The organism is Ruegeria sp. YTSA105, from assembly GCF_059610225.1.
The window spans coordinates 250,593-267,987 of record NZ_JBXWNE010000001.1; the positions used below are offsets into that span (position 1 = coordinate 250,593).

Sequence of the window (17,395 nt, forward strand, 5' to 3'; positions counted from 1 at the left end):
TAAACGGACCTTTAGAATGCCCAGCGCCTCACGTCTTGTCGCAGCCCTTTGTCTGGCGGTGGTGGCATTTCTGGTTTCCAGCATGATCATAGCAAATGGTGAAGAAGGCAAAAGCTATGGCTACTTCACTGTCGTCAACATGGCCCTTGGGGTCGCGTGTGGTTGGAAAATCATGGGTAAGCGAACCGGCAAAGGGTGGACCGCTGCCGTCAATAACGGACTGACAGGCATTGCCTCGCTGGTGTTTTGGGGTCTTTTCGTTCAGGGCACCTATGAGATGTTCCGATTGGCCATGCGCCACCGATATGACGGCCCGTTCGAGGCCCTTATGGCGATATTCAAGATTGGCGTTGGATATGGCGAACAGTTGTTAGCTCCGGAAATTCTGTGGACTTTGGCTATTGGCGCTCTTATCGCCGGTTTGGCGACGGAAGAAGCAAGCCGCCGCTGGCGCTAGCACCCAAATACCAACGCGAGATACCCTTGTGAACGATCTGTTTTTCTATGGCACGCTTCGGCATCTGCCACTGCTGCAACTGGTGCTTGGCCGTCCGCTGTCACGCCTGACTTTGTCAGAGGCCAAGCTGAAGGATCACGCGATTTACAGCGTGCGCGACGAGGCATTTCCGATGATCCAGCCAGAACGTGGGGGAGTTGCGGATGGCCTTCTGGTTCAGGGCCTCGAACCCGAGGATTTCAGGCGACTGATTTTCTATGAAGGGGGGTTTGATTATGATCTGCAGCGGCAGCCCGTTGAATTGCCCGATGGCTCTGTTGTCGAAGTCAGCGTGTTCTTTCCCGAGCCTGACCTGTGGTCGCCCGGTGAGCTATGGTCCTTGCAGGACTGGGCAGACGCGTGGGGGGATCTGACCCTAACCGCCGCGCAAGAGGTCATGGGCTATTACGGCAAGGCCGATGCCGTCAAGATCGCGCGCAGTTTTCCGTCGATCCGAACCCGCGCCTGGGCCAAGCTGGGTGCACGCAAACGCGGAACCGGTGACGCGCGTGATCCGAAGAAGGATGTGATCGTACACGAGCATACCCATGCCTATATTGACTATTTCGGCATGCAGGAGGTTCAGCTTCAACACCGAAGGAATGACGGCACGATGGGGTCGGTTCTGAACCGCAACGGCTTGATGCAGGGCAGTGCTGTGGTGGTTCTGCCATATGATCCGGGGCGCGATGCGGTGCTTTTGGTTGAACAATTTAGGACGCCAGTTTTCCTGATCGAAGACCCCGAGCCGTGGATGTGGGAACCCGTTGCAGGCATGATTGACCCCGGTGAAACGCCGCAACAGGCTGCGCGGCGTGAGGCGATGGAAGAAGCCCAGATCAACCTCAAGTCGCTTGAATTTGCCGGAGAGGCCTATTCGTCCAGCGGATCGTCCACCGAATACGTCTATCTTTACGTAGGGTTGGCCGATCTTGAGAAAACGATAGACGATGGCGGGTTGGCCTCGGAAGGTGAGGATATCCGCACCAAAATCATTCCCTATGCTCAGTTCATGGATCAAGTCGACGGGCATGGGTTCAAGGATTTGCCGCTATTGTCACTGGCGCATTGGCTAGCTCGGAACAGAGACAGGCTGCGTGGGGCGTGATCGCGGCTTGTGGTTGTTGCGTAGCATCTGTAAATCTTCGTTGATACGTAAAGAAATGAGGGCGCCATGCGCATTGCGAAAGACCTTGCCGACGCAGTAGGGAAAACTCCGTTGATCCGGCTGCGCCGTATCAGTGAGGAAACCGGGTGTGAAATTCTTGGCAAGGCCGAGTTCATGAATCCTGGTCAATCGGTCAAGGACCGTGCCGCTCTTTATATCATTCGCGATGCCATAGCACGGGGCGACCTGAAACCTGGGGGCACCATCGTTGAAGGCACCGCCGGAAACACCGGTATCGGTCTGGCGCTTGTCGGGGCGTCGATGGGCTTCAAGACCGTGATCGTGATCCCGGAGACCCAGTCCGAAGAAAAGAAAGACATGCTGCGTCTTGCGGGTGCACAGTTGGTTCAGGTCCCGGCAGCGCCGTACCGCAACCCGAACAACTTTGTACATTACTCTCGCCGTCTAGCTGAAGAACTGGCGCAGACGGAACCCAATGGCGCAATCTGGGCCAATCAGTTCGACAACGTCGCCAACCGTCAGAGCCATGTCGAGACCACCGGCCCCGAGATCTGGGAGCAAACCGGCGGTAAGGTCGACGGCTTTGTTAGTGCGGTTGGTTCAGGTGGCACGTTGGCCGGTGTGGCCGAGGCCCTGCAGCCCAAAGGCGTCAAGATCGCATTGGTCGATCCGATGGGGGCCGGGTTGTATTCCTATTACAAAACCGGTGAGATCGCGATGGAGGGAAGCTCGATCGCGGAAGGTATTGGGCAGGTGCGGATCACCAAGAACCTTGAGGGGTTCAAACCGGATTTCGCCTATCAGATGACGGATAACGAAGCGTTGCCCTATATCTTTGACCTTCTGCGCGACGAAGGTCTGGTCATGGGCGGATCGACCGCCATCAACATGGCTGGCGCCGTGCGCCTGGCCAAGGATCTGGGTCCGGGCCATACCATTGTTACCATCCTGTGTGATTATGGCACGCGCTATCAATCCAAGCTGTTCAACCCGGAATTCCTGCGCGAAAAAGAATTGCCTGTTCCTGATTGGATGACCGAGGCGCCGCGTAGCATTCCGGGCGTTTTCGAGGACGTATGATGTTGCGGCAGGTCCGCCTGTTTCTGGCCCTTGTTTCACTTTTGTTTGCAGTTCTGTCTGGTCCTGCAACGGCACAGCTTTCGGATCGGCAAAGTGACTACTATCAGGGTTGGGTGAAAACGGCGGATCGGGCCGAAGATGTGATCGAGGCCAATCGGGCCTCGAACGCTTCGCTGGAAAATCTGCGATCGGAAATTCATACCTATCGAGATGTTTTCAACAGCGCGCGTGGTGCAAATACCGAACGTATCCAGACCCTGGAAAGCCAGATCAAGGCTTTGGGTCCCGGACCGGAAGGTGATGCAACCGAACCGGAAGACATTGCTACGCTGCGTTCACATCTTGAAAACCAACTGAACGCGCTGCGGGTGCCGCATATCATTTCCGACGAGGCCTTCAGTCGCGCCAACGGACTGATCGCAGAAATTGACCAGATCCTGCGAAATAGGCAGAAAAAAGAGCTGTTGGAGCGCGGCCCATCGCCACTGAACCCCAGCTATTGGCGGCCAGCCTGGGTTGACCTGACTGAAGCGGGCCGAAGCCTTTTCAACGAGGCTGTGCAGAACTACCAAACGGACGTGGTGCATGAGCAGCTTCGCAAACAGGGGCTTGGAATTCTTTTGCTGGTCTTTGTGGCCATTGTTTTGCTGGGCTATGGAAAACGTTGGTCCGAGGCTGCTGGGAACTATCTGCGTACCATAGGGGGGCAGGGAACTGGCGTATGGACATTCCTGACATCGCTGTTTCGGATAATTCTGCCATGGCTGGGTGTTTTGTTGCTGGTAAAAGCCGTCGTCCTGACGGGGATATTGGGATTGCGGGGAACCCTTCTGATACAAAACGTACCGTTCTGGGCGGCCATTGTTCTGTACTACGACTGGATTGGTCGTCAGGTCTATGTAATGCAGCAGGCGCGGGGTTTCAGAAAGCTCTCGCCAAAGCGGATCACCGAGCTTCGAATCTACCTGGATCTGCTTGCCGTTTTTCTCATTTTGCATGATCTTGGGAACCTTTTCGAACAGATCGAGAATACTTCGGATGCGACGCGCGCGGTTGTGGGCTTCCCAGTTATTCTTGCAACTGCTCTGGTTCTGTTGCGTGCGCGGCAGATACGGCTTGCCGAGGTGCAGGCAGAACCTGATGGCAATGCCCGTGGAACCGGGGTCATCCAGCTGGTCGAATTCTTGCGCCGAGCATTGTTCCTGTTGGGAGTTGTCAGCCCAGTTCTGGCCGCCATCGGTTATAACAACGCGGCTGAGGCCATTGTTTTTCCAGCGGTAAAATCGTTGATCCTGATTGCCGCACTGATCATCCTTCAACGATTCCTGACTTCGGTTTACGGATTGATAACCCGCAAGGGCGAGGCAGCCCGGGACACATTGTTTTCGGTTCTGATTGGCTTTGCCATGGCCATTTTGGCCCTGCCGGTTCTGGCGCTGATCTGGGGCGCACGCGAGACCGATTTGTTAGAGGCATGGTCGCGGCTTCTTTTGGGGTTCGACATTGGGGGCGTGACAGTCTCGCCCAGTAATTTCTTTACTTTTCTGGTGGTTTTCCTGATCGGATACGGACTGACACGCGCCCTGCAGGGTGGGTTGCGGACCTCTTTGCTGCCAAAGACGAGCATTGATCCCGGTGGTCAAAACGCGATTGTTTCAGGGACGGGGTATGTCGGTATCTTCCTGGCAGCCTTGGTCGCCATCATGGTTGCGGGTTTCGATCTGTCGTCCCTGGCCATCGTGGCCGGGGCGCTCTCTGTCGGGATCGGATTTGGTCTGCAAACCATTGTCTCGAACTTTGTGTCCGGCATTATTCTTTTGGTCGAACGCCCGATCTCAAAAGGCGATTGGATCGACGTAAACGGGATGATGGGTTATGTGCGCGACATCTCGGTACGCTCGACCCGGATTGAGACCTTCGATCGAACAGATGTCATTGTCCCGAACTCGGACCTGATCAGCGGTGTTGTCACCAACTATACCCGTGGAAATACGATCGGACGCGTCATTGTCCCGGTCGGGGTGGCCTATGGTACCGATACCCGCGTGGTCGAGACAATCCTGGGCGAAATCGCCAACGCACATCCGATGGTATTGGCGAATCCGGCACCCAACGTTGTGTTTCAGGGGTTCGGTGCGGATTCTCTGGACTTTGAAATCCGCGCCATTTTGCGGGATGTGAATTGGGTTCTTTCGGTGAAGTCCGACATGAACCATGAGATCAATCGCCGCTTTGTCGAGGAGGGGATCGAGATACCGTTTGCTCAGCGTGATGTCTGGCTGCGAAACCCCGAGGCTCTTCAATCGTCAGATAACGCGCAAATGCCCCCATCTGAGCCTGTTTCAGAGGCAAAAGCGCCCCCGGCCTCTTCGCCCGCCGAATTGACCGAGGCTGATCTTTCCGACGGTGATGGTGACGAACCCTGAGGCAAGTTCGGGCCTGAAACGAGCCAGAGAATTTTACACTAATCGGGCCTTGCAAATCCCCAGGCGATAGTCCAAATAACGCCCGCACGGAGAGGTGGCCGAGTGGTCGAAGGCGCACGCCTGGAAAGTGTGTAGGCGGGAGACCGTCTCCAGGGTTCGAATCCCTGTCTCTCCGCCACAACACCAGCTCTTGTCTTGGACGCTTAGGTGTTTCACATCTCAGACATTGTTTTGGAGCCCCCCAGCAAAAAAGGCTCGGTAAGCGATTCACATAACCCATGTTGAGCGAATTCATCCAATTTAGATGGCCCAGAATTACTGTTTCTTGCAGGCAAGGGAATTTCAGGATGCGAGGCAGTCAAACTGTTGGGTAGGGCCTATTCCTGTGTCGGTTGGGTAACTACAGGTGAAAACTCGGCGCTCGGCTTGTTCGCTGATGCGTCTGTTGGGATATCAATACATCTACAACGCCAAGTGAACGCTATTCCTTGGCTGGTCCGTTTTGCGATAGGTGCGCCGTAAAATCGCGCCCGGAGGTTAGATGTTACTGTCTGTCGTCATTCCATGCATGAACGAAGAGGAGTCGATCCCCTTACTGGTGGAGCGCCTGATCGCTGCGACTGAACAGTGGAACGCCGAATCCGAGATTATTCTGGTGGATGATGGGTCTAATGACGAAACATGGCGCGCAATCTGTGCCCAAAGCGAGTTTCATCCGCGTATTCGCGGTTTGAAGCTATCGGGAAACCGCGGTCACCAGATCGCTCTGACAGCGGGGCTGAATGCAGCCCAAGGGCAGCGGATATTCATGTTGGATGCCGATCTGCAAGACCCGCCGGAGCTTTTGTCGGACATGATGGCGATGATGGATCAGGGTTATGATGTGGTTTATGGGCGTCGGAGTGAGCGAAAAGGCGAAAGTTGGTTTAAGAAAGTAACAGCTCATGGTTTCTACCGCATATTGAACCGGCTTTCGGACGTACCCATTCCAAATGACACGGGCGATTTCCGGCTTGTCAGCCGTCGGACGCTGGATGCGGTTCTGAGTATGCCTGAACGCGCGCGGTTCGTTCGGGGCATGTTCGCTTGGGTTGGTTTCCGTCAAATCGGGATCGAATACATCCGCGACCCACGGATCGCGGGCGAGACCAAATACCCGATGTCCAAGATGATCCGCTTTGCGCTTGATGCACTGGCGAGTTTTTCGATCAAACCGCTGCAGATCGCCACACGAATGGCCTTTCTGACACTGATTATCGCCGCGCTGATGGCGGTCTACGTTTTTTGGTCCTTGATCCTTTACAACGCGGTTGCGGGTTGGGCGTCGACGGTTCTGGTGATCAGTTTCTTCTCGGGTATCCAGCTGTTGACGCTTGGAATCATGGGGGAATATCTCGGACGTCTGTATATCGAGGCCAAAAACCGACCACTCTATTTTGTAGATCAAGAGACCTCAGAGATTTCGGACACCATAGTAGAAGAGAAGACCGCGCAGAAATGAACGAACGGCGCCGCATAATCCGGTTTGCCATCGTGGGCTTAGGCGTGGCTGGTTACTACATGCTGGCTTATCTGGGCCTGTTGGGCGTGTTTCATTCGCCCTGGATCGCCAATGCATTGGCTTTTGGGTCCGCAATCCTGATCCAATATATTGGGCAAACAGTCTGGACCTTCGGGCAGGCGCTGGTGGTTCCTGCACAGTTTGGGCGGTTTCTTTGCATGGTCGGAATTGGGCTGCTGGTTTCAGCTGCGATTACCGGACTGGCCGGCCCTCGTTTTGGCCTGAGCGAAGTTGTCTCGGCCGCTGTCGTTGTAGTTGTTCTACCTGTGATCAACTTCGCGTTCCTACGACTGTGGGTCTATAAACCGCAGAATTCAACCTAGAGATTGGCAATGTCGCATATCTATTCAAACGAGTTCTTTGACTATATTGACCAGGGCGCCCGGCGGTCCGCAAACAGGCTAATTGCTTGCCTTCTAGGAAAAATCTCTGCGGACAGTGTCGTGGACTTTGGCTGCGGGCGGGGTGTGTGGCTGTCGGAGTGGCAGGCCGCGGGTTGCAAGGATATTGCCGGTGTCGATGGCGACTATGTGGATCGTGACAAGCTTGCGATACCGGCTGAGGCGTTTATCGGTGCAGATCTGTCCAAACCGGTCGAGCTTGGACGCCAGTTTGATTTGGCTCAGTCGCTTGAGGTCGGTGAACACTTGCCGCATGACGCGTCGGCCAGCCTGGTTCAGAGCCTGACCACACATAGCGATCTGGTCCTGTTCTCAGCCGCCGTTCCGGGGCAGGGCGGCGAGTTTCACATAAATGAACAGCGCCTGTCCTTTTGGCAGGGTTTGTTCGCTGAACGGGGATACACGGCCTATGATTGTTTGCGGCCTGAGATGTTCGGGGATCAATCGATCGAACCCTGGTATCGGTATAATTCTGTCCTCTATGCGAACCAATCAGGGGCAGTCCGGCTGTCTCAGGACGTGCTGGATACCAAAGTCGCGCCCGGCGCGTTGAAAGAGGTCGGCAGTTTAGGCTGGACCCTACGCAAGCTGGTTGTGCGTGCCTTGCCCCGGTCGGCTGTCACCGCGATCGCGCAGGTCCGGGCCTCTGTTATTGCAAGGTCATATGGCGACAAATCATGACCGAAAAAACACCTCGGCAGGAGTTTCTTTTTCTGTCCCTGCTTTGCACCGCTGCGTTGCTCCTGATCAACTGGCCACAGCTTTTCGACCCTTTCGTACGTCATGATGATTTCCCGGCACTGCTGGGCTGGACCGAGATTGCCTACCACAAGGCCTTGGATGAAGGTCGTTGGTTGAACTACTGGTGGCAGTTCCGGCCATTTCTATGGCCCTCACAAATAAGCATGTATCTCTATAACATAGCCTGGGGCTTGTTCTCGGCTGCGGCAGCAGCCGCGATCATGGAGCGTTCGGACCCGATCTGGTACAAAGGTTATCTTGCGCTATTCATTGCGTTTTCGGTTCCAGCATTCCTGATTTCATACTGGTTCAACACGTTGCTGCCGGGGATCTGGGTTATCACCTTGTACAGCCTGGCAGTTCTGTTTCTTCCGCATCGTGTGTCGCTGGCCCTGGTGGTTCTGGCAGTGCCCTTATCCTTCATGGCCTACACGACCTATCCGTTCCTGTTGCTGACACTGATCCTACTGTCAAACAAGGCACCAAAAACCTATACAAACGTCGCTGTTACGTTGATCATTTTCTTTGTCAGCCTGGTTCTGGCGCTGCTGTGTGTTTACACCCTGAACTACTTCTACCATGGCATATTCGGTATTCCGGTTGCTGAATGGCGTGGGCCGAACGAAGTCAATTCGGTCGATGACCTGATGCTGAACCTTACCAAGGTCAAAGTATTCCTCCGATCCATCATCTATACAATGGGCGGAGGGACAATCAGCTATGGGTTGATGCTCTTGGCCCTATTTGCAGGTGCCTGGGGGTTCCTGTTTACCCGAAGACGGCTGTTTGCCGTCGCGATCCTGATGGCTGCACTTGCTGGTCTGGCACCGCTTATCCTCAAGGCGATTATGTCGGGGGTGCAGGTCCCTGTTCGGGCATTGAACTGGCTTTGGATCTTGTTTGGAGTCGTGCTCACCACGTGTGGGGTTCAGTTTCTGCAGTCTTCAAAAAGATGGTTAAGTGTTTCGCGTGTCTTGTTGATGTGCGTGTTGATGATCAATTTGATGCTCATTGGCAAAACATCGTTTATGTTCATCCCGCCTTGGCAAAAAGCAACGCGCGCATTGGCGCAAAGCCTGCCTGAACAGGTCGAAACCGTATATATATATGGGCATTTTCTTGGCGTGAATGGCGCGGCAGACGCCAGAGTTCAATTCGAACGGGGGCTGCGGTTGCGGTTAAACTATCTGACCGGGGCCGAGATCATCATGTGCTGGAAGCAGCCCGATAGATGCGATGGGATTACACCTCCGTTCGATCCAGGCGACTGGGTCTCGACGCCTGTTGTCGCATCAACTGGTGACCAGGCCTTTATCCTTTTGCCGCGTCCCAATCTGGGGCCCTGATCAAAAGGTGAGTTGTAACAGGTTTGAGAAAATTCTATGAATGCGCCCACTTGGGCTGTCCGGCATTCAAGGACACAGACCCCAACCCCTGTTGGAACACCCGGACATGATTGACCTGAGCGACCACAAACCCCTGCGAAAAAGTCGCAACTACCTGATTTATCAGCACCCCGAGGTCGAAGGGGCGCTGCTGAAAGTGCGGGTGGACGAACCTGTGCGTAGCCATTTTCTGCCGCGTTATGCCGAATGGCGCTATGGCAATCTGCGCCAATGGAACCGCGAAGCAAACGAATATCTGGCGGCGCTCAACCGTGGATGCCCTGAGATCGAAAGGTTGGCGCAATTCATGGGATATGCGCCAACATCAGCGGGCCCGGCGATAGTGGTGGAAAAACTGACCGGCCCGGACGGAGATCTTGCGCCAACCCTGCATTCGGAACGCGTCGCGCTGGCCAAGGATCACGCCGGACGTGAACGTCTTCATGCTGAATTGATGGAACTGTTTGACGATCTCGAAAGCGGCCGGATCATTGTGGGTGACATGGGGTTCGAAAACATCGTTCGTGCGCAGGAAAGAAGCGGCAAGCTGACCGTGATTGACGGCGTTGGCGAGAGGGTTCTTTTTCCGCTGTCACTGGTCAGCGAAACAGCGTTTCGCAAGTCAATCGACCGCCGGCGACAGAGGATGTCGAGTGGCTTTGGTTTAATGAAGACCTGACCACTAAACTGCTACGCGCAGGGGAAACGCGCGTTCGACTTCTTTTGCTATCTCCGCAATCAGGGCTTTTGTCACGGCGTTGCGGTTGTTCATCTGAACCCGTGCGACATAGGCAAGCTCTGGAGGGGTAGGAAAGACATCGTTGATGACTTCCATGTCAGGTGTAATGTGCATCCCGTTCAATAGCGCTATGCCCAGCCCAGATCGAACAGCCGACTGGATTCCTGCTGCACTTGGACATTCCAGGATATTGTCAAAACGGTGGTCCTGCTGCTGACTGTCTTCCATTCCCCACCTTCGGTAGAAACACTGTGTGTCAAAGGACAGAAACGGAACCGGTTCTGACAGATTCAGACGATAGTCGGGTGATTTGACCCAATGAAGGGAATCCTGAAACAGGATCAGATCTTCGGGCTGCACGTCGTTGCGAAATATCTGAATCACCGCCAAGTCTAATTCACCGGCCTTCAACCAATCCTGAACATTCAGGCTTTGACCAGTGCGGGTTCGTACGCGAACATCGGGGTACAGCCGCGTGAAACGTCCAAGAATTTGGGCGATCCCGCTGGTTGTCGCATCCTCGGTCATGCCAAGCCGCAAGTGGCCGGTGAGCGGCCTGTTACCAAGTGAGGCCACCGCTTCGTCATGCAGAGTGGTAATTCGACGGGCGTATTCACAAAGACGCAGCCCGTCTTCGGTGAACAGGGGGGCACCTTTGCGGCGAGTCAGCAGTTTGCAATTCAGTGCGCGCTCTAAACGGCCGATCTTATGGCTGACTGCCGATTGCGAAAGCGCCAGATGTCGGGCCGCACGGGTCACACCACCATAGGCTGCGATTGCGAGCAGCGCGCGCAAGGCGTCTATTTCCAAACGTTCGTTCATGATTTCCCATGACAGATTTTGATCATTGAATGATAATCATTCATTTGCGGCAAAGGCAAATGTCAGATTAGGTATCGCGAACACAATGTACGCGGAGCTTCGAAATGAACAATCTGTACCCGGAGGATATCACAGACTTCGAACATCAGTCGGCATGCAAATCTGGTCTGCTGACGCTGTCTTCTTCTTTCGGCAAAGGAAAGTGTAACTGATGACGGAAGACAGAACAGCTAACCGCCGCCTGACAACACTGTTTGAGATCACCGGATCGGTTCTGGCTATGGCTTATGCCTTGCTGATTGCTTCGAATATTGGCGCTGAGATTCTTGGATTCTCCCTACTGTTGGTGTCCTCGGCGCTGTTTGCCGCATGGGCATTGATTGATCGGCGCTGGACGTTTTTGCTGTTGCAGGCGTTCTATGCGACCTCTGCCATTATTGGACTGATCCGTTGGGCCTAAACTTGGTGTAGGGTTGCCGCCAGGAACTTGTTAGGACGGATCTATGACGGATCAGGACAGAATCGATATCGGCTTTCTGCTGTTTGATGGATTTCCGATGGCTTGTTTGACATCGGTGATTGAACCCCTGCGGGCGGCCAATGAAATCGCAGGTCATCAAGCGTTTAGATGGTCGCTGGTTTCTGAACGTGGCCAAAAGGTTCAGTCAAGCGCAGGGGTTGGGTTCGAAGCAGATCGCGCGTTGGCGGATTGCAGGAATATCGACATTTTATTCCTGCTTAGCAGCCCGTCTTCGGTCTTTGGCAACGCTGTTAGCGGCAATGCCTTGCTGCGTGGTCTTGGGAGGCACGGAACAGTTCTGGGCGGGATCAGCGGTGGCGTATTCCCCCTTGTGCGATCCGGTGCAATGGCAGGTCAGCCGGTCTCGGTCCACTGGTGCTATGAGGCGGCATTTGAGGCCGAGTTTCCCGATATGGACGCCCGGAGCGAAGTGATCGTGCGCACCGTGACGCGCTATACCGCCGCCGGTGCAGCGGCAGGGTTCGACCTGGCACTGCATTTGGTTCACGATCGCTTGGGCGGTGACATTGCGCATGAGGTTGCGTGCTGGTTTCAACATCCGATGATGCGCGGTGCGGCAGTGCGTCAGCAGGTGCCCAATGCGACAGCGCCGAGAACGGGAGACCGCCTTCCACCGCTTGTTTCACGCAGCGTTGAAATGTTTGCCGCCAATATAGGTCAAGCGATCTCGATTGCCGAAGTTGCGAAACAAATGGGCGTCACGCCCCGTCAGATCGAGCGGGCATTCAAACAGGCAACCGGACACAGCCCCAGCCATTATTACCGCGCAATGCGGATGAAGGCGGCGCGGCAGATGGTGGTTTATACCAAAGACCCCATTTCCCAGATCGCGGCCGCTGTCGGCTATGGATCTGTCGCGCCCTTGGTGACGCATTACCGGTCGGCTTTTGGCCTGAGCCCCAGCGAGGACAGGCGCCGCATCAACCGTTTCCGGGTTGAGGATAACGCCCCTTTGCCCTCGGTCTAGGCGCTGACTAAAGCGCCGATCGCATCGCCGTCAGGATCGCATGGTGCAGAGATTTGGCGGATGAGCGCGGACCGTACAGGCTGTAGTGATCCGAACTACGACACAGCACGAAACAGCCAATATGGTGGATCGAGCTGCGCGCCGCCGTTCCCTTAGTCAATATGCGCAGATCCAACTGGCACAAAAGCTCCAGCACTGCTTGAATGTTCGCACCAGCCAAGTCGAAACGCACCCAGGCATCGGTCTGTTCAGTGACAGAGGCCGCAGACCCAATGGCAGATTTTACTTGCGTAGCAAGGTCCTCGTGCGTGTCATGCGGTGCTTCAACCATCCATTGCTCTGGCCCCGCCCAAAAGGCGGTGATTGCGGTTCCTTCAAACCTCTGGACCTTTGGTGCCTCAGCGCCAATTAGTTTCTTCAATGCGGCTTTGGCCGCTGTTTCCTGACCGAGCCGCGCCGCGACTGATGCCAACGCCACGTCCGGTATCTCGGAACAGGTGACAGGCCCAACCGTGTCTACCCGAGGGTCAGCCGCGCCGAGGGCGGTTATCGCAACCAGATTATCCACGCAGACGTTCTCCTTCCGGGTCAACGAAATGGGCCGAGACAATTTCCACCTCGACCGTCAGGTCCGTCAGCGGAGAGACAAGGCGCATTTTTTCGCCCAGCCTGTCGCCGCCGTTTTTCAACAATCCCAGCCCAATGCTACTGTTCAGAATGGGTGAGTAGACGGCTGAGGTGACATAGCCCTGATCATGGGCCGCATCGACCGGGCCATCGTTCTTCATCAGGTGGCCACCGGCGGTTACCTTGTTTTCAGGCTCCAACGGTTTGATCCCCACCAGCATCAGTGCATCCGGTTGGTTCAGTGCCTCGCGTTCCGACAGGGTTGATCCGATGCTGTCCTTCTTTTTGGACACCATGCGGCCCATTCCCAGGTTCAGGGCGGTTGTGGTGCCGTTCAACTCGCTGCCTGCAGCATGGCCTTTTTCGACCCGCATGACGCCCAGTGCTTCGGTGCCATATGGGACAACGTCGAACTCTTCGCCCTCGGCCATCAGCCTGCGCATCAATGCGTCGCCATAGCGAGAGGGAACCGCGATTTCGAATGCCAGCTCGCCTGAAAAGGAAATCCGGAACAGCCGCGCCCGAAGGCCGCCGCACACGGTGATGGTTCCACAGGCCATAAAGGGAAAGGCCTCATTCGAGATGTCGAATTCCGGGTCGATGATTTTTCGCAGCAGCTTACGGGAATTGGGCCCGGCAACTGCATATTGCGCCCATCCTTCTGTGGTGGATATCAGCTGCACATCCATGTCCGGGCACAGGCACTGGCGCACGAATTCCATGTGGCGATAGACGACTACGGCATTTGCGGTCGTGGTAGTGACGACGAAATGATCCTCGGCCAGCCTTGCCGCTGTGCCATCATCCATCGCCATGCCATCTTCGCGCAGCATCAGGCCATAGCGGGTTTTGCCGACCGCAAGCTTGGCGAAACCATTGGCATAGACCCGGTTCAGGAACGCTGCCGCATCGGTACCCTGCACGTCGATTTTGCCCAATGTCGTGCAGTCGCACACCCCGACCGAGGCACGCGTCTGACGCACTTCACGGTCCACGCTCTCGCGCCAATGGGTCTCGCCGGGCAGGGGGAACCACTGCGCGCGCAGCCAGTTGCCAACCTCGACAAACACCGCGCCGCGTTCTTCGGCCCAGTGATGTGAGGGCGTCAGGCGGGTAGGGTGGAACTCTTTGCCCTTCATCCGGCCTGCGAAAGTAGCAATCGGGACGGGGGTATAGGGCGGGCGGAAGATGGTGGTACCGGTCTCGGGGATCGACTTACCGGCCAGCTCGGCCATAATCGCCAGCCCGCCGATATTCGAGGTCTTGCCTTGGTCCGTGGCCATGCCCAGCGTGGTATAGCGTTTCAGATGCTCGACCGAACGGAAGCCCTCCTGATAGCTGAGACGGACATCCTTGACCGTCACATCGTTCTGCTGGTCCAGCCATGCGCGTTTGCAGCCCTGAACGTACCAGAATGGGGTCTGCGCGATGGGTGCGTCCTCGGCCTCGGGCAGATCGGGTTTGGCGTTGGTCAGGTCCAAAGCGACGATTGCGGCCTCGGCGCCAGAGCGCAACGCACCGTGGGTAGACATATCGCCGTTTGCCGCGCCGGCAACGGACATGCCTACCGGCAGGTCCGCGCCGGGAACAAAGGCGGCCAGCGTCTCATCCCATGCGGGGCGGCCGCGCTGGTGGCAGGTCATGTGGACGTTGGGGTTCCAACCGCCCGAGACGCCCAAGGCACCGCATTCCAATGTCCGGGTTGAGCCATCGGGCAGGGCGACTTCGACAAAGCTCAGCCCCAGGCGGCCTTTGGTATTTGTGACCTGCGCGCCTTGCAGAACTTCGTAATCGTGGCTGATAGGTGCGTCCTTGCGTACATCGATCACTGCGGTGATTTTAACACCTTTGGCGTGCAGATCAGCTGCGGTGCGGTGACCGTCATCATTGTTGGTAAAGACGGCGACGCGCTGCGATGCCGCTGCTCCAAACCGGTTGGCATAGGTCCGCAGGGCGCTGGCTGTCATGATGCCGGGGCGATCATTGTTCTCGAATGCGATTGGCCGCTCGGTCGCGCCTGCGCACAGCAGCGCCTTTTGGGTATAGATACGCCAGAGGATTTGCCGGGGTTTGCCTGCGGGCAGGCTGGGCAGATGATCGCCCGTACGCTCGACCGCGCCATAAATTCCGTGGTCAAACGCGCCGATCACCGTGGTGCGCGGCATCAGGCGCACATTGGGAAGCGCGGACAGCTCGGCCACAGCCTGCGCCGCCCAGTCAGACGCCGCAGCATCGTCTATGGTGAGTGTTTCGCTGTTCAGGCGACCGCCCAGGGCGAAATCCTCATCCGCCAGAATGACGTCCGAGCCCGCACGACCAGCGGTCAAAGCGGCCATAAGCCCGGCTGGTCCGGCACCGATGATCAGCAGATCGCAATGGCGAAAGCCCTTGTCGTATTCGTCCGGGTCCTCTTGCATCGAAAGCGATCCAAGCCCGGCTGCGCGACGGATTGTAGGCTCGTACAGCTTTTCCCAGAAGGCTGCAGGCCACATGAAAGTCTTGTAGTAGAAACCCGCAGACAGGAAGTTGGAAAACATGTCATTCACGGCCAGCGCGTCGAATTTCAGGCTGGGCCAGCGGTTCTGTGATCGCGCCTCAAGCCCCTCGAACATCTCGATGGTTGTTGCGCGGGTATTGGGCTCTTTGCGGGCACCCGAGCGTAGTTCGACCAGGCCGTTGGGCTCTTCGGATCCGGCGGTCAGAAGCCCGCGCGGGCGGTGGTATTTGAAAGACCGCCCGATCAGACGCACATCATTGGCCAACAGGGCCGAGGCCAGCGTGTCGCCGGGATGCGCAGTATAGCTGCGCCCGTCAAAGCGGAAGTTCAGCGTGGTGTTGCGGTCAATCTGTCCGCCGTTCAGCCGGTTCACCTGCGTCATTTGGAGCGCCCCCGTTCGCGGGCCACATCGCGGGCCAGTTCCACCTTTGAAATCTCGTGGGTGAGCGTGTTGCGCGTGACGACCAGCCAGGATCGGTCACCTGTTTCGTGGTACCAAAGCTCTCGGTGTTCGCCTGCCGGGTTGTCGCGCAGATAGGCATAGTCGTGAAAGGCCTCGACGGCATTTTCCGCCTGCCAATCGGGGCGATCAATCAGCGCGGCGTCACCCAGATAGGTGAATTCTGATGCATCACGAGGCCCAAGAAGGGGGTGGTTGATTATCATGTCTGGTGTCCCCTTTAATGCAGGTTGGGCTGATTGCCCGCGCCTTTTTCGTCGATCATCCGGCCGGTGCGGAACCGGTCCAACCGATAGGCCGTTGCGACAGGGTGCGGTTCGTCTTTTGCAAGCAGATGCGCAAAGCAATAGCCCGAAGCCGGAGTGGCCTTGAACCCGCCATAGCACCAGCCCCCGTTGAAATAGAGGCCCTCGACCGGCGTTTGGTCAATGATCGGTGAGCCATCCATCGACATATCCATCACGCCGCCCCACATCCGCAGCAACCTGGCGCGTCCGATCATCGGCATCAATGCCATGCCACCTTCGCAAACATCCTCGACCACGGGCAAGTTGCCGCGTTGGGCATAGGTGTTATAGCCGTCAAGATCGCCACCGAACACCAGCCCGCCCTTGTCGGACTGACTGACATAAAAATGCCCCGCGCCATAGGTGATGACACTGGGCAGGACAGGCTTTAGCCCCTCAGATACAAAGGCTTGCAGAACGTGGCTTTCGATAGGCAGGCGCAGTCCGGCCATCCCCATAACGCGCCCCGAACTGCCCGCAACTGCGCACCCAACCTTGGTCGCGCCGATAAAGCCTTTGGTTGTTTCGACCCCAAGACATTTGCCATCTTCGATCCGCAGCCCGGTAACTTCACAGTTCTGGATAATATCGACGCCATGCAGGTCGGCTGACCGGGCATAGCCCCAGGCCACCGCATCATGGCGCACGGTGCCTCCACGCCGTTGAACAAGGCCGCCCTTGATCGGAAAGCGAGCGTCGTCGAAATTCAGATAAGGGTGTTCGCGCCGCACCTGATCTGCGTCCAGCAATTCGGCATCGGCCCCGTTCAGGATCATCGCATTGCCACGTCGCGTATAGGCGTCACGCTGACCGTCTGTATGGAACAGATTGACGATACCGCGCTGACTGACCATTGCGTTATAGTTCAAGTCCTGCTCGAGCCCTTCCCACAGCTTCAGCGAGAACTCATAGAACGGCTCATTCCCATCCAGCAGGTAGTTCGAGCGAATGATCGTGGTGTTCCGGCCCACATTTCCGCCACCGATCCAGCCTTTCTCGATTACGGCAACATTTCGTTGGCCGTAGATTTTGGAAAGGTAATGCGCGGTTGCCAGACCATGCCCGCCGCCACCGATTACGATGATGTCGTAATGGGCCTTAGGTTCAGGTTCACGCCAGACCGGTTTCCACCCTTTGTGGCCGGTTAGCGCCTCTTTGATAACTCGAAAGCCGGAATATCTCATGAATCGGACCTTTTCTTCCAAACTTCATTATTTTCGAGCGCAGCGATATCCC

The 17,395-nt window shown here is 56.3% G+C and carries 16 protein-coding genes and 1 tRNA gene; 12 read left to right on the forward strand and 5 right to left on the reverse strand.

All coding sequences use genetic code 11. The annotated features are described in order from the left end of the window. Positions 1–16: 16 nt before the first annotated feature. From AC2FH2_RS01245 to AC2FH2_RS01290, 10 genes are all read left to right on the forward strand, one after another. Positions 17–457, forward strand: a complete 441-nt coding sequence (locus AC2FH2_RS01245) for a TrgA family protein (RefSeq protein ID WP_142634225.1) — start codon at positions 17–19, stop codon at positions 455–457. A gap of 28 nt (positions 458–485) precedes the next feature. Continuing rightward, positions 486–1,604, forward strand: a complete 1,119-nt coding sequence (locus tag AC2FH2_RS01250; RefSeq protein ID WP_496822599.1) for an NUDIX domain-containing protein — start codon at positions 486–488, stop codon at positions 1,602–1,604. Positions 1,605–1,670: 66 nt separating this feature from the next. Next, the gene (locus AC2FH2_RS01255; protein ID WP_142634220.1) at positions 1,671–2,705 is read left to right on the forward strand and encodes a cysteine synthase A; all 1,035 of its coding nucleotides are present in this window, start codon (positions 1,671–1,673) and stop codon (positions 2,703–2,705) included. After that, complete coding sequence (locus AC2FH2_RS01260; RefSeq protein WP_282027444.1) at positions 2,705–5,131, forward strand: DUF3772 domain-containing protein; 2,427 nt, start codon at positions 2,705–2,707, stop codon at positions 5,129–5,131. Before AC2FH2_RS01255 ends, AC2FH2_RS01260 begins: the two co-directional genes overlap by 1 nt. An 88-nt stretch (positions 5,132–5,219) precedes the next feature. Next, positions 5,220–5,309, forward strand: a tRNA-Ser gene (locus AC2FH2_RS01265). A gap of 363 nt (positions 5,310–5,672) precedes the next feature. Continuing rightward, entirely contained in the window at positions 5,673–6,632 is a 960-nt protein-coding gene (locus tag AC2FH2_RS01270; RefSeq protein WP_496822601.1) for a glycosyltransferase family 2 protein, read from the forward strand. After that, positions 6,629–7,015, forward strand: a complete 387-nt coding sequence (locus AC2FH2_RS01275) for a GtrA family protein (protein ID WP_496695215.1) — start codon at positions 6,629–6,631, stop codon at positions 7,013–7,015. Before AC2FH2_RS01270 ends, AC2FH2_RS01275 begins: the two co-directional genes overlap by 4 nt. Before the next feature lie 9 nt (positions 7,016–7,024). Next, positions 7,025–7,774: a methyltransferase domain-containing protein gene (locus AC2FH2_RS01280; protein ID WP_142634211.1), complete on the forward strand. Its 750-nt coding sequence runs from the start codon at positions 7,025–7,027 to the stop codon at positions 7,772–7,774. After that, positions 7,771–9,180 carry a hypothetical protein gene (locus tag AC2FH2_RS01285; RefSeq protein WP_496822603.1) on the forward strand — a complete coding sequence of 470 codons (1,410 nt, stop codon included), beginning with the start codon at positions 7,771–7,773 and terminating at the stop codon, positions 9,178–9,180. The genes AC2FH2_RS01280 and AC2FH2_RS01285 overlap by 4 nt, the downstream gene beginning before the upstream one ends. Before the next feature lie 40 nt (positions 9,181–9,220). Further along, positions 9,221–9,898, forward strand: coding sequence for a YrbL family protein (locus AC2FH2_RS01290; RefSeq protein WP_281972203.1), 678 nt, complete (start codon positions 9,221–9,223; stop codon positions 9,896–9,898). A gap of 3 nt (positions 9,899–9,901) precedes the next feature. On the opposite strand, the gene AC2FH2_RS01295 is transcribed toward AC2FH2_RS01290, so the two are convergent. Next, positions 9,902–10,780: a LysR family transcriptional regulator gene (locus AC2FH2_RS01295; protein ID WP_496822604.1), complete on the reverse strand. Its 879-nt coding sequence runs from the start codon at positions 10,778–10,780 to the stop codon at positions 9,902–9,904. A 211-nt stretch (positions 10,781–10,991) separates the two neighbouring features. Between AC2FH2_RS01295 and AC2FH2_RS01300 the strand changes: the two genes are divergently transcribed. After that, positions 10,992–11,240 (forward strand): hypothetical protein, encoded by a 249-nt coding sequence (locus AC2FH2_RS01300; protein WP_142634203.1) that lies wholly within the window; start codon positions 10,992–10,994, stop codon positions 11,238–11,240. A gap of 43 nt (positions 11,241–11,283) precedes the next feature. Further along, a complete protein-coding gene (locus tag AC2FH2_RS01305; RefSeq protein WP_496700184.1) occupies positions 11,284–12,288 on the forward strand; it encodes a GlxA family transcriptional regulator in 1,005 nt (334 codons plus the stop codon). 7 nt (positions 12,289–12,295) lie between these two features. Here AC2FH2_RS01305 and AC2FH2_RS01310 read toward each other — a convergent pair whose 3' ends face one another. From AC2FH2_RS01310 to AC2FH2_RS01325, 4 genes are read right to left on the reverse strand one after another with little or no spacing between them, the layout of a single operon-like run. Continuing rightward, complete coding sequence (locus AC2FH2_RS01310) at positions 12,296–12,856, reverse strand: sarcosine oxidase subunit gamma (protein WP_496822606.1); 561 nt, start codon at positions 12,854–12,856, stop codon at positions 12,296–12,298. Continuing rightward, a complete protein-coding gene (locus tag AC2FH2_RS01315; RefSeq protein WP_496822608.1) occupies positions 12,849–15,794 on the reverse strand; it encodes a sarcosine oxidase subunit alpha family protein in 2,946 nt (981 codons plus the stop codon). Before AC2FH2_RS01315 ends, AC2FH2_RS01310 begins: the two co-directional genes overlap by 8 nt. Then, on the reverse strand, positions 15,791–16,078 hold the full coding sequence (locus AC2FH2_RS01320; protein WP_271946753.1) for a sarcosine oxidase subunit delta: 288 nt from the start codon (positions 16,076–16,078) through the stop codon (positions 15,791–15,793). The genes AC2FH2_RS01315 and AC2FH2_RS01320 overlap by 4 nt, the downstream gene beginning before the upstream one ends. Positions 16,079–16,092: 14 nt before the next feature. Then, entirely contained in the window at positions 16,093–17,343 is a 1,251-nt protein-coding gene (locus AC2FH2_RS01325; RefSeq protein WP_496822610.1) for a sarcosine oxidase subunit beta family protein, read from the reverse strand. Between the last annotated feature and the right edge of the window lie 52 nt (positions 17,344–17,395).